At 30.2% G+C, this 14,125-nt stretch carries 9 protein-coding genes; all 9 read left to right on the top strand.

The features are described from left to right. The first annotated feature begins 7 nt into the window (after positions 1-7). A complete protein-coding gene (locus APS56_RS15730) occupies positions 8-715 on the top strand; it encodes a DUF4843 domain-containing protein (RefSeq protein ID WP_082379382.1) in 708 nt (235 codons plus the stop codon). 81 nt (positions 716-796) lie between these two features. Next, on the top strand, positions 797-1,261 hold the full coding sequence (locus tag APS56_RS15735) for a hypothetical protein (RefSeq protein ID WP_157757689.1): 465 nt from the start codon (positions 797-799) through the stop codon (positions 1,259-1,261). A 179-nt stretch (positions 1,262-1,440) separates the two neighbouring features. Further along, a complete protein-coding gene (locus APS56_RS15740; protein ID WP_054730599.1) occupies positions 1,441-2,973 on the top strand; it encodes a PKD-like family lipoprotein in 1,533 nt (510 codons plus the stop codon). A gap of 121 nt (positions 2,974-3,094) precedes the next feature. Further along, the gene (locus APS56_RS15745; RefSeq protein WP_054730602.1) at positions 3,095-5,365 is read left to right on the top strand and encodes a Gldg family protein; all 2,271 of its coding nucleotides are present in this window, start codon (positions 3,095-3,097) and stop codon (positions 5,363-5,365) included. A gap of 33 nt (positions 5,366-5,398) precedes the next feature. After that, on the top strand, positions 5,399-6,337 hold the full coding sequence (locus APS56_RS15750; protein WP_054730605.1) for an ABC transporter ATP-binding protein: 939 nt from the start codon (positions 5,399-5,401) through the stop codon (positions 6,335-6,337). Beyond that, complete coding sequence (locus APS56_RS15755) at positions 6,334-8,598, top strand: Gldg family protein (RefSeq protein ID WP_054730607.1); 2,265 nt, start codon at positions 6,334-6,336, stop codon at positions 8,596-8,598. Before APS56_RS15750 ends, APS56_RS15755 begins: the two co-directional genes overlap by 4 nt. Before the next feature lie 13 nt (positions 8,599-8,611). After that, positions 8,612-11,413 carry a M16 family metallopeptidase gene (locus APS56_RS15760; protein WP_054730610.1) on the top strand — a complete coding sequence of 934 codons (2,802 nt, stop codon included), beginning with the start codon at positions 8,612-8,614 and terminating at the stop codon, positions 11,411-11,413. Positions 11,414-12,276: 863 nt separating this feature from the next. Continuing rightward, on the top strand, positions 12,277-12,843 hold the full coding sequence (locus APS56_RS15765) for an RNA polymerase sigma factor (RefSeq protein WP_054730613.1): 567 nt from the start codon (positions 12,277-12,279) through the stop codon (positions 12,841-12,843). A gap of 124 nt (positions 12,844-12,967) precedes the next feature. Further along, positions 12,968-14,092: a FecR family protein gene (locus tag APS56_RS15770; RefSeq protein ID WP_054730615.1), complete on the top strand. Its 1,125-nt coding sequence runs from the start codon at positions 12,968-12,970 to the stop codon at positions 14,090-14,092. Positions 14,093-14,125 lie beyond the last annotated feature (33 nt).

Here is a 14,125-nt window from a genome sequence, read left to right on the forward strand (position 1 = left end):
ATATAATATGAAAAATATAATATATACCATCTTTTCGGCGGCATTATGTGTCGTATTAGCAATGTCTTGCGAAAAAGATAACATAGATAGTTTTAGTGCCGAACCAGCAATTAATTTTGTAAATGATTCGCTTCAATATTCGTTTATTCAAGAAGTCGCAGATGAATATATCTTAGAAGTACCAGTTGCTATTATTGGTAGCACTGCCGATTATGACCGTTATTTTGAAGTAGAAGTTTTAGATGATGAAGAAACAACAGCAACTACTGATTTATACGAAATTATAGAAGGAAAAGTTCCTGCAGGAGAATATACAGGTAATTTATATGTAAAGTTGAAGAAAGATCCCGTTTTAGACGATACTTCTGTATCTCTACACCTGTCGTCGATTGCATCGGATGATTTTACTATTGGGAATACTGACACCAACACAACAAAAATTATTTGGACCAATAAAATTGTTATTCCAGCATGGACCTATTTTAGGTATTTCTTTACCCGATATCCTAGTTCTGCCGCATATAGAGTGTTTTTAGCAACTACGGGACTTACTACGTTTTCAATTACAGATTACCAAGAAGTAGGAGCTGTAGGTGCTCAAGCATTAGGACAAGCTTTTGGAGATTATTTAAGACAATATGAGATTGATAATGGTACGCCTTTACTTCATGATGATGGAGATAATGTAGGGCAAGAAATTATACCTATATACTAAATAGACTATTTAGGGGGAAAACAATAATTAGTATTAAATAGAGCTATGTGGGAAAAAATAAAGAAGTATAAATATTTAGTAATGGCAAAGTATTGTAGTTTAGGAATAATATTAGCCGTATTTATTTTTCATTGTGTAACTCATTTTATTTATACTGGAGAATTTTATAATGCAATAACTTTGAAATATATTATTTCAACACTTATTGGTGCTTTTGCTGGAGGATTTGTATTTCTTTTATTTATAATTGATAAAAAAGATAGAAGGGTTAGTGAAAAAGCACTTTTAAAATATATTAGAGATCATCAAATGCTATTTTTTATTAGAAACATGATAGCTTTTTCATTAGGTGGTTTTATTTTTATTTTAATAAAAAATGTATTTAAAGTATACGGTTCTTCTAATTTAATTCAGAATTTGTTTTCTACCAGTTTTATAATAGATTATATAGGAATTGCTTTAGCCATGACAGTATTCTCTTTGTTTTTTTTCATTGGATTAAAGAAGCGTTTGAATTTATTATATGGAAATAAAGCGAAGATATAAATACAAAAGAGTATAAAAATAATTGCCCATTTTTGGGTTTAATGAAAGGGTGGTAAATGTTTGTCATGTAAGGTTTAGGTCTGTTTTAAAATATAAAGATAAAACCATACTTAGTACAGTAGTGTAAGCATGATAACTTGAGGCCCTTTAGTTAGTAAATAACATAAAAATTTAAATTCATGAAAAACATATTAAAAATATTAGTTTTACTATTGTTTGTAATAGTAACTCACTCATGCTATGAGGATACAAGTACCTTGGATGTTAACACCATACAAGGTGTAGAAATCGATACAACTGGTATGAGTAGTATTTCAGTGTACCAATTTGATAATTTAGTATTAGAACCAAACCTTAATTATGGTGGATTATCAGAGAGTCAATTGGCTTACGAATGGAAAATTAACATAGAACCTAACGATACCATATACCAAGTATTAAGTGAGGTTCGCAACTTAGATAGCGAAATTGCTTTTCCTCCAACATTCCCAGGGTATACGCATCAGTTGGTTTATACGGTAACGGATCTAGATACAGACATAGATTATATTATGTCGTGGCCAGTGACCGTATTAAATAATATTGGTGAAGGTATTGTAATTGCAGAAACTTTCGATGGATCTACTACAGACATTAGTCATATCATGAGTGCCGATGTAACTACAGATTTTACTGGAGAAAGTATAAAATATCAAATATACTCCAAAATTAATGGTACTACGATTCCTGGAATTACGAAGCAGCTTAAATACTATCAAATTTATGGTAAAAATGCTGTTTTAGGTATAACAGATGATTTAATTTATAAAATAGACCCTTTAGATTTTACTCTAGCAGGAACTAATGATGATTTATTTTATGTAGCTAAATCTAATTATATCCCACAAGCATTAGGACAAGTATACCAAGGGAGTTTATTCATTAATAATGGAAGTTTAACGTCAACTTATTTTGGTGCTTCTCAAAAGTTTGGAGTATCATTTTCTTCAGATTATGAAGTCCCTAGTATCATAGCTTCAAACCCGCTATATGGACCGGATATCGTAATTAATTTTTATGATGAGGTTAACGATCAATTTGTATACCAAACATCCATATCATCATTTGGTGATACCAATATGTATCCAATCCCCGCATCAGTTGATGGTGCTTTTAACCCTGCAAGCTTGCCTAATAAAGTAAATATGGCTGCTATAGCAAGTACTAGTGGCGAATTTAGATATGTATTAAAAGATGAGGTTACAGGAGACGTTGGTTTATATCTTTTTGATGGCGGTGGATACGAATATCCTACAGGAATTCCTCCAAGTCCTTTAGCATTTCACGATTTAACAAGTGCTCCTGATATTTCAGAAGCAAAATCTTTTGTGTTTCTTGATGACCAAAAAGTATTGTATTATGCAACATCAACTAAAATATACGCTGTTATTTATGCAACATCAACACCTGTAGTTCAAGAACGTTATACGTTTGATGCTGGAGAAGAATTGTCAATTATGCAAGTATATCAACAAGCGGATTATCCATCGAGAAGTTCAGGAGATTATTTGCCTTTAAATAATAAAGCTTTATTAGTTGCTACTTATGATGGTACGGAAGGGAGAGTTCATTTACTTCCTTTTATTAATGCAGGTGTTGGTAATATTGATACGCCTAATATTAAAACATTTTCAGGATTTAACCGTATTACGGCCATGGGAACTCAACTTTAAAATTATATTAAATTAATAAATTCCCTTTACTATAAAAGCTTTATAGTAAAGGGAAATATTAAAAGAATAAACTTCAATTTGCTATTTAAATATTTAAATAGTATTAGAATTATTTTGCCTCATGAAAAAGATTTTTAAAATAGCTCAGGTAGAATTGAGTGTATTATTTTATTCACCAATAGCGTGGCTCGTATTGATTATTTTTATCATTCAATGCGGAATTAATATTTCCGATTTAATTGATGCTAAGGCTGCTAACCAAGAATTAGGGCATGAGTTAAAAGGATTAACAAAGGATGTTTTTGGAGGATATAATGCTTTTTTTAATGCAGTAAAAAATAATTTATATTTATACATCCCTTTGCTTACCATGGGACTAATGAGTAGAGAGCTAAGCAGTGGTTCTATTAAACTATTATTTTCTTCACCAGTTACCAATCAGCAAATTATTTTGGGTAAATTTTTAGCCATGGCCGTGTATTGTCTTTTGTTAGTATTGGTTTTGTTTGGTGTTATTTTTACAGGTTTTATTTCTATAGAAGCGCTAGATTTCAAGTATTTACTTGGAGGTATTCTTGGCTTGTATTTATTAGCATGTGCTTATAGTGCCATAGGTTTGTTTATGTCGAGCTTAACTATCTATCAAGTGGTTGCTGCTATGAGTACATTAGCAGTTTTTGCAGCTCTAAATTTTATGAGTTCCGTAGGGCAAAGCATTGATTTGGTTAGAGATATAACCTATTGGATGGCTCTTTCAGGTAGAGTCAATAATTTTATTACAGGACTTATTAGTAGTAAGGATCTTATCTATTTTATATTAATTATTAGCTTGTTTTTAGTATTGAGTATTATGCGATTAAATTCTGGAAGAAGCACATATAGTCTTGCAACAAAAACGCTAAGATATGCGGCAGTTATTATTACTGTGCTTTTCATTGGATATTTAAGCTCCTTACCAATGTTTAACGGCTATTATGATACAACACGGTTTAAAACCAATACACTTACTAAAAAAACACAAGACTTACTAAAACAGTTAGATGAACCTATAAAAATAACAGTATACGCGAATGTCATTAATCAATTTGCACATTTAGCATCTCCAAAATTTCGAATTTATGATTTAAAACAATTTGACGATTATACGCGGTTTATGCCAAATTTAGAGATAGAATATCGTCCGTATTACAATTATACGCTTGATAGAAGAGATGATACAGATAAAACATTATTAGAGCGAGCACAACGCGCAGCAACGGCTTATGGTTTTGATTTTGATGAAGTTTTAACACCAGATGAGGTAAGTAAATTAATAGATTTGAAACCTGAATCTAACGGCTTTGTACGTGCTTTAGAATATAATGGTAAAATAGCCAATTTAAGAATGTTTTTCGATCAAATAGGTTACCCTAAAGAAGCCGAAATTTCAGCAGCAGTTAAAAACATTTTATTAGGAGCTGCTAAAGTTGGCGTATTAACCGGGAATGGTGAACGCAGCATTGATAAAAAAGGAGATAAGGCATATCAAGGAGTATTAAATCAACTAAATACACGTTCATCTTTAATTAATCAAGGGTTTAATAATTTAAATATTTCTTTTAGTGAATACGATATATTACCCTTGGATCTTTCGGTTCTTATAATTGCCGATCCTATTGAGGAGTATAATGAAGAAGAACTACAAAAAATAAAAACCTATTTAATGCATGGTGGACATGCTATTATTGCTGGAGAACCAAATAAAGAACACATATTTAATCCTATTTTAGAAACTTTAGGTGTTCAATTTTCAAACGGTGTTTTATTACAAGAAAGTAAAGATTATAAACTCGATTTGATACAAGCTGAAATTTCAGATCAGGCAAATGATTTAGGTTTTATATTAGAGGAAAAAAGTGTAGTAAGTATGCCAAATGCAATGGCGATAACTTTTAAAGATACACTTGGATTTAAAGTAACACCAATTTTAAAAACTAATAAAAATAAAGTATGGAATCAAACTGGAGGAGTCAATCTTGAAACAGATACTGTGGTTTTTAATCCTATAAAAAATAATAAGTTAGAAGCTGTAGTAGCTTTAGCATTAAACAGGACAGTTCAAGGGAGGCATCAAAAAATAATGATTTTTGGTGATGCAGATTTTATGAGCAACAAAGAAATGAGTCGTTCAAATTTGAAAAATAAAGAAAATTACAAGTTTGTAGAAAATACTTTCAAATGGTTTAGTAATGGAGAATATCCTATTGATACTACTAGACCAAAGCCTATAGATAACAAGATATTAATTTCTCAAGAAAAAATAGTCTGGATTAAAGCAGTCTTTATTGGAGTGTTACCAGTATTGCTATTACTGTGTGGGATTTATATTTTAATGAAAAGAAAGCGCAACTAATAGAACCCATATCATTTTTTAATTAGTAACATTATGAAAGAAAGCATAGCCAAAGTTCAAAATCTATCACATAGATATAGTAAAGATTGGGCCATAAAAGATATAAATTTTGAAATAAAAAGCCGAGGGATACTTGGATTGTTAGGTTCTAACGGTGCAGGTAAATCTACTACCATGAACATCCTTTGTGGTGTTATTAATCAAACAGAAGGTTTCGCTCTTATTGATGGTATAGATATACGTAAAAAACCTGTTGAAGCAAAAAAATTAATTGGGTTTCTTCCTCAAAAAGCACCATTACATTTTGAGTTGACGGTAGATGAATATTTAATTCATTGTGCTCATTTAAGATCTATTCCTTCTAAGGAAATAAAAAGTGCTGTTGCCGTTGCAAAAGAAAAATGTGGCATTACACACTTTAGTAAGCGTGTTTTAAAAAATCTTTCAGGAGGGTATCAGCAACGTGTTGGGATTGCGCAAGCTATAATTCACAATCCAAAATTAGTAGTTTTAGATGAGCCTACTAATGGCTTAGACCCAAATCAAATAACAGAGGTAAGAAGGCTTATAAAGAATATTGCCGAAGACCGCGCAGTTATCTTATCGACTCATATTTTATCTGAAGTCCAAGCAACCTGCGATACTATTGTGATGATTGAACATGGGGAAACGGTATTTCAGGATTCAATGGAAGCCTTTAATAATTATATAAAGCCTAATACTGTATTAGTAAGTATGGAAACACCTCCTAATAAAGAGGAGTTTTTAAATATTGACGGCATTACTAATGTAGAATATATTACTAAAAACAATATCCGCTTAACATTTTCAGAACGTCCTGAAATTACTAAAACTATCATTCAGCTAAGTTTAGAAAAAGCATGGGGTTTATTGGAAATTCAATTAGAGAAAAGTTCTTTAGATGCTATTTTTGCTCAACTTTCTAAGAAAAAAAATTACACAAACGCATGAAAAAGATAATAAAAATAGCTAAGTTAGAATTGAGCTTAATGTTTTATTCTCCTATTGCTTGGTTTGTATTAATCATTTTTTTTATTCAAACAGGGTTAACGTTTACAGAGCTCCTTTACAAATATGAAACCAATCAGCAATTGGAGCGCCCTCTTAGTGTATTAACAAAAATTCTATTTGCAGGAGAAGATGGTATATTAGCTACAGTACAAAATTATTTGTATTTATATATCCCTTTGTTAACTATGGGATTAATGAGTAAGGAAACCAGCAGTGGTTCTATCAAACTGTTATACTCTTCGCCTGTAACTATTAAAGAAATTATTTTAGGAAAGTACCTATCTATGATGGTTTATAACCTGTTTTTAGCAGCCATACTTTCTAGCTTCATAATTGTTGGTATGTTTACTATAGAAGCCTTAGATATTAAATTTGTTTTTGGTGGCATATTGGGGGTTTATTTACTCATGTGTGCTTATGCTGCCATTGGTTTATTCATGTCTTGTTTAACCAATTATCAAGTGGTTGCTGCTATTAGTACATTAGCGCTATTGGCTTTTTTAAATTTTATTGGAGGCATTGGTCAAACATATGATTTTATTCGAGAAATCACCTATTGGTTGTCTATAAATGGACGAGCTAATTCATTTGTAAATGGTTTGATTGGAACAAAAGATATCATATATTTTGTATTAGTCATCTGTTTGTTTTTAATGTTAAGTATTTTTAAACTCAATAACGAACGAACTACAAAAAATATAACCTCTAAGGTGTTTAGTTATTCTATTTTGGTATTTGTTGTTGTAAGTTTAGGTTATGTAACATCCTTGCCAAGTATTAATAAATATACAGATACAACGCGGTTTAAAGATAGAACTCTAACCAAGACATCTCAAGACCTTATTAAAAAATTAGAATATCCTGTTCATATTACCACATATGTAAACATAATTCATAATTCTGCTCAATTTGGAGTTCCTGAAAATAGAATTAAGGATTTGAATAGTTTTGAAATGTATAGAAGGTTTATACCTAATTTAACTATGGATTATGTATACTATTATGACACTATACCATATATAGACACTACTAAAACTTTAGTGGAATTAGCTAAAAATGCAGCGAAGGTTCATCATATAAATTTTGATAAAGTATGGAGTCCAGATAAGATTGCACAACAAATTGATTTAAAAAAAGAAAATAACCGTTTAGTTAGGTTTGTTGAATATGGAGATCAAACAATCCCTCTTAGAATGTTTGATGATATTTATGTGTACCCTAATGAAAAGGATATTTCTTCAACATTAAAAAGACTTATTCAAAAGCCTGCTCTTGTTGGAATATTAACTGGTCATGGTGAGCGTGATGTATATAAAAATGGAGATGATTCGTATAAGTTTATAGCCAAGGGGGTAAATGTTAGAGGCTCATTAATTAATTCTGGTTTTGATGTTGTAGATGTTAATTTTACTAATATGGATTCTATTTCAAAATCGCTTGATGTATTGGTTTTAGCTGATCCAAAGCATGCGTATTCTGAGAAAGAACTGCAAAGCATACATACTTATATCAGTCGTGGTGGAAATATGTTAATTTCAGGGGAACCAGGAAAGCAAGACGTTTTAAATCCGGTATTAGATACTTTTGGAGTAGAGTTTTTAGATGGGGTGTTATTGCAAGAGAGTGAGAATTTTGAACTTGATTTAATTCAAAGTCAATTTACAGAACAAGAAACGCTGTCTCAATTTAAATTTTATAAAGATGCTATTGTGGTTAACCCAAAAGCTATGGGTATTGCTTATACCGATTCTACAGATTTTGAAATAACACCCATTTTAGTGAGTAATAAAGAAAATACTTGGAATAAGATGCCACCGTTTGATTTAAATACTCAAAAAATAGTATTTGATAGTGTTTCAGAAAAACGTATCCAAGTTCCTATTATTATGGCTTTAACTAGAATGGTAAAAGACTCCATTAATCAAAAAATAATAATCTCTGGAGATGCCGATTTTATGACTAATGCCCAAGCGAATAGAAACACTCCAAGAAATGTAAATATGCCACTTGCGCTTCGGTTTTTTAAATGGTTTTCAAATAATGAATATGCTGTTTCAACAGGCAGACCTAAAGCTATTGATACAAGAATAAAAATAAATAGAGATGGAATTTTCTGGCTTAAAATAATACTTTTAGGTATTGTACCAATAACCATTGCAGCCTTTGGTATTTCCATTTTAATTAAAAGACATCAAAACTAAATTAAACTAAAAAATGAAAAAAATAATTGGGTTATTATTAATGGCAATGAGTATTTCTAGTATTGCTCAAGATATAAATTTAAACGATCCTCTACCTATAAACAAAAGCATAAAAAAAGGTGTTTTACCAAATGGCATGACCTACTATTTAAAAAGTACTGATGTCACAAAAGGTGTAGCAAGTTATTATATTATCCAAAATGTGGGGTCAGTTTTAGAAAAGGATAACCAACGTGGTTTGGCTCATTTTTTAGAGCATATGGCCTTTAATGGGACAAAAAACTTTAAAGGTAAAGGCATTTTAGATACCATGGAAAAACATGGATTAGTTTTTGGACGTGATATTAATGCTTATACGGCGTTTGATGAAACAGTATATAATATAAACAACATACCAACTACACCAGAACTTATTGATACGGGCTTGTTAATATTACATGATTGGTCTAACTATTTATCCCTTTTGGATGAGGAGGTAGATGCTGAACGTGGGGTTATTAAAGAAGAGTGGAGAACACGCCAAAATGGGGGTATGCGTATCTTACAGCAATCGCTTACAACTATGTTTAATAATAGCCTTTATTCACATAGATTGCCAATAGGTTTAATGGATGTTGTTGACAATTTTGAATATGAACAATTACAGGACTTTTATCACGATTGGTATAGAACAGATTTGCAAGCTATTGCTATTGTTGGTGATATTGATATTGATCAGTTTGAAGCTAAAATAAAAGCAGTATTCTCAAATATTCCAGCTGTTGATAATCCTATAGAACGTATCAATGTTGAGGTTCCTGATAATGATAATATGCTATACGTTATGGCTATGGATGAGGAGGTAACAACATCATCTATTGCTTTTGGAATTAGACATCCAAAATCTCTTAAAGATGAAACTGTAAGGGATTTAAAGGAGTCGTTACTTAATAACATGGTGACTAATATGTTGGCTAAAAGGCTTACAGAACTTTCCATAAAACCGGATGCTACTTATTTAGCAGCAAGAATAAGTTATGGACAACATACAAGAACTACAAATGTGTTTAATATTTCTATTTCTCCAAAACAAAACCAACAACAGGAGGCTTTTAAATCGGTGTTAAGTGAAGTTGTAAGAGCCGTTAAATTTGGTTTTGCAGATGCTGAAATAGCACGTACTGTTACCGAGTTTAAAAACTTTTATGAAAATAAAATTATCAACGAGGATGACATGTCTCATGGGCGTATTGTTTCCATTATAAAAAATAATTATTTAAACAACTCCACCATTGTAGATATTAAAAAAGAGTACGAACTAATAAATTTAATTTTTAGTACATTAAAAAACAGTGAACTGCATGATGCTATAAAGAAATTGTATAAACAAAACAATAGATTTTTAACAGTTACAGGTGTTAAAGGAAAAGATAATTTAACAGAAGAAGAGGCTTTAAGTATTATTACTACCGTGGAAAATGATACAAGTTTAATAGCGTATACTGATGATTTTGCTGGTAAAACATTAATTACAGATGTAGATATTAATTCAGGAAGTATTATTTCAACTGAAGAAAATGAGATTTTAGAATCAACAACATTTATATTAAGCAATGGTGTAAAAGTGCATTATAAATTTGTTGATAAAAATAAAAATGACGTAAGATTAAAAGCTATAAGTTATGGTGGATTGTCCTTATTAAAGGATGCAGATTTACCTTCAGCCAATTTATTAGGTAATGTTATTCAATATTCAGGATTGGGAAATTATTCTGCTACCGATTTACCAAAAATCCTGGCAGGGAAAACCGCTAATGCTTCAATAAGCCTTAATAATTTAACAGAAAATATCCAAGGTGCCGCTGTTACTAAAGACGTGGAAACCATGTTGCAAATGGTATACCTTCGTTTTGTTAAACCGCGTTTTGACATTGAGGGGTATGATGTCATAATGCAAAATGTAAAAAATTATCAAATACGTAGAAGTGAAAATATAAATGAAAAAATGAAGGATAGTTTGGTTATAGCTTTATATGGAAATGATAATCCAAAACACCGAATTTTTAATGACGATTTTATTAATGAAATTTCTTTTGAAAGAATAAAATCCATTTATAAAGATAGATTTTCTAATGCAGCAGATTTTGAGTTTTTTATAGTTGGCGATGTAGAAAAGGAAATTTTAATGCCATTGTTAGAAAAATATATAGCAAGTATACCAACTAATAAAGAACACGAACTATGGAAAAATAATTCAACATCATGGAAGGATAGCATCATTAAAAAGGATATTTTTTTAAAGATGGAAGATCCTAAAACTTCTGTTAGAATCACTTACAAAAATGATTATGATTATAGCTTAAAAGCGTCGATTGTAGCAAGTGCGTTAGGCGATATTTTACAATTAAGGTTTACAGAAACATTACGAGAAGAAGAAGGAGGAACTTATGGAGCAAGTGTAGGGGCCAGTGTTTCTAAAAGACCGGCAGAAGAGGCCTCAATTTCGGTAAATTTTGATTGTAATCCTGATAAAGCACAAACTTTAATAGATATTGTACATCAAGAAATAAATAAAATAGCAGAAGGCAATATTGAGCAGTTAGATTTAGATAAAACACTTACTAATTATATAAAGGGAAGAAAGCAGCAAAAAGATTATAATAGTTATGATATGACTTGGCTTACTACGTTCTACAGAGAAGGGTACGATATTAATGATCCCAATAATTTTGATCATATTGTAAATGGGATTACAAAAGATGATATTCAGAATTTTACAAAAATAGTGCTAAAAGACGCAAAATCTTATCAAGTTGTTTTTAAGCCTTTGAAATAAAAAAGGGGACTTACTTTATTAAATTTGGATACTATGTTGTAAGAATTAGGGAAACATAGATTAGCGTCGATTTATTGAAAAAAGAGCATACATAAATATTACAGTTTAGGATTTAAGAAAACGACAGCTGTATTAAGCTATACCAGAGGGTGACGTAAAATAGATATACGAAATTGTTGGTTAGGTGTGGAAAATATTATGGGCGAATAGTTTTTCTGGTTGATGGAAGCCAAAATTGACAGATGAACAAAATCGATAACCTTACCAAAGATCTATTGTAATTTCAGAGTAATTAATCTTTCATTCTGACAGAGTGTTTCAATATACCTGTGGCACTTTTTATGGAAATTATAAAAAGTTATGACGGTCTTATAAAACAATGTATGGGTAGAAAAGGAAATTTTAGGGACAATGTAACAGCAGATATCATTCTTTATATAGTTTAAAAATAGAAAGGATGTATAAACATTATTATAAGCTGAATTATCAATATCTTTTAAGATTGAAATGGAATACAAAAAAGTAGAATCCACTTTACTTTAGTATAAAACCATTAACAAATTTTGAGCTTATTATGTTTAATCAAAATGTGCTTCTTTAATCTCGCTATTAATTGTTCACATTTTATATTGTGTATTTTGTTGAGGTGTAGAATAGCGTTTTTTAATTAGTAAAATGTATTCAAAATTAGATGCACTTTTTGTGTTCAATCACAATAGCTGTTTGATAATTAAAAATATTATTTATTCTTTTGATTCTGCGAAAATATTGAGTTGTTAATTTATAATTAATGATTTCTTAATATTTTTTATAAATGATTTTTATGTCTCTAACTTAACTTTAACCATTCTTATAAAAAAAAGATGCATTTAGATTTTAAAGAATTTTCAGATGAAAAACTTCTTTTATGTTTAAAAAATGGTAATCATATGGCGTTCCAATACATATTCAATAAGTATTGGGAAAAATTATATAAGAATGTTTATAATGTACTTTATGATAAAGGTTTAACTGAAGATGTGCTTCAGGAAGTGTTTTCAGATATATGGTTACGAAAGGATACTATTGAAATAAGGAATTTAAATGCTTATCTTTTTAAGGCTGTTAGAAACAATGCTTTGTTAAAAGTTAGAAATAAAAAATTCGTTGCCTTTAATGCAGATATGATTGAAGGTTTAGTACTGAAACCAGAAATAGAAATGCAATTTGATAAAAACGAATTAAAATTATCTATAGAGCATGCCATGAATCACTTGCCGGCTAGATGTAGAGCTATTTTTTTTATGAGCCGCTATCAAGATTACTCTATATCTGAAATTGCTGCTCATTTTGAAATTTCTCATAGAACAGTAGAAAATCAAATACATGTCGCTTTAAAACATCTTCGTGCAAATTTAAATATTACCATTTTTATTCTGCTTTTTTCTTAAAACTAAGTCGTTGGTTAATTAATTGTATCTGTAATATTATCTATAAGTTAAATGGTGCTTTTTTTAATTTTTCTTATGTGCGTAGCAGGTCGTTTTTGCACCATATAGATGTAAAGCAGTAAAAATGACTAAAAAAGAATTTTATGATTTATTATTAAAATTTGAAAAAAAAGAGTGTACCGCTGAAGAAGAAAATTTGCTATTTCAGTTTTATAACAGTTTTCAAAATAATAATAGAATGTCCTCATGGAATCTTTCTGAAAAAGAAGAGGCAAGAATTAGACTGTTAAAACGAATAAATACAGTTGTTCATAATTCTAAAAAACAACAAGTAAGGACCTTTAATTGGATAAAAATAGCGAGTATAGCAGCCTTGTATTTAGGGTTTGGTTTTATAGGTTTTTTATACTTCAATAAAAGTACAACCAATAATATTCCAAAGGATGCTATAACATTACAGTTCGAAGATGGAACAATAAAAGTTATTAATGAAAACAGCGGTGCTATTCAGGTTTTAAATAATGAAGGGCAGATTGTAGGAAAACAAGAAGGAAGGAAACTGATTTATAATAAAGAAGGTGAACGCAATGTTTTAACATATAATACACTTAAAGTTCCTTATGGAAAAACCTTTGAGCTTCAGTTGTCTGATGGGACTAAAGTTCAATTAAATTCTGGATCATCACTAAAATACCCCGTAAATTTTATTGAAGGCAAAGATCGTTTGGTCTATATTGTTGGTGAAGCTTATTTTGATGTTGAAAAGGATCTTATGCATCCTTTTTTAGTTAATATTAATGAGCTTAATGTAAAGGTTATTGGGACTCAATTTAATGTGCATGCTTACCCAGAGGATGATGTGACAGAAGTTGTTTTAGTTGAAGGTTCGGTTGGACTTTATAAAGAAGAAAAGGAATCGGATAAGTCAATAACCTATTTAACTCCAGGTTTTAAAGCTAGTTTTAGTAAAAATTCAAAAGAGATAACAAAAACCCCTGTTTTAACTAATATTTATACGTCTTGGGTAGAGGGTGAATTGGTTTTTAGAGACATGGAATTTGATAATATTTTGAAAAAACTTGAACGATTCTACGATATAGACATAACAAATGATAACAATAGCTTATCTGGGCAAAAATTTCAGGCAAGTTTTGGAAAAAAACCAAATATAGAAGAGGTTTTTGAAGAATTAAAAATGATTTACGAAATTGATTATACCATAAACGGTAAATCTATAACAATAAAATAATAACAAAAAAATATTACGATGACATAATGAGAT

Origin of the sequence: Pseudalgibacter alginicilyticus (genome assembly GCF_001310225.1) — a bacterium.
GTDB classification, from domain to species: domain Bacteria; phylum Bacteroidota; class Bacteroidia; order Flavobacteriales; family Flavobacteriaceae; genus Pseudalgibacter; species Pseudalgibacter alginicilyticus.

Excerpts from the sequence above, each read along its gene's own strand:
- APS56_RS15730 (WP_082379382.1), top strand. The coding sequence starts at position 8 with ATGAAAAATATAATATATACCATCTTTTCGGCGGCATTATGTGTCGTA.
- APS56_RS15735 (WP_157757689.1), top strand. The coding sequence starts at position 797 with ATGGCAAAGTATTGTAGTTTAGGAATAATATTAGCCGTATTTATTTTT.
- APS56_RS15740 (WP_054730599.1), top strand. The coding sequence starts at position 1,441 with ATGAAAAACATATTAAAAATATTAGTTTTACTATTGTTTGTAATAGTA.
- APS56_RS15745 (WP_054730602.1), top strand. The coding sequence starts at position 3,095 with ATGAAAAAGATTTTTAAAATAGCTCAGGTAGAATTGAGTGTATTATTT.
- APS56_RS15750 (WP_054730605.1), top strand. The coding sequence starts at position 5,399 with ATGAAAGAAAGCATAGCCAAAGTTCAAAATCTATCACATAGATATAGT.
- APS56_RS15755 (WP_054730607.1), top strand. The coding sequence starts at position 6,334 with ATGAAAAAGATAATAAAAATAGCTAAGTTAGAATTGAGCTTAATGTTT.
- APS56_RS15760 (WP_054730610.1), top strand. The coding sequence starts at position 8,612 with ATGAAAAAAATAATTGGGTTATTATTAATGGCAATGAGTATTTCTAGT.
- APS56_RS15765 (WP_054730613.1), top strand. The coding sequence starts at position 12,277 with ATGCATTTAGATTTTAAAGAATTTTCAGATGAAAAACTTCTTTTATGT.
- APS56_RS15770 (WP_054730615.1), top strand. The coding sequence starts at position 12,968 with ATGACTAAAAAAGAATTTTATGATTTATTATTAAAATTTGAAAAAAAA.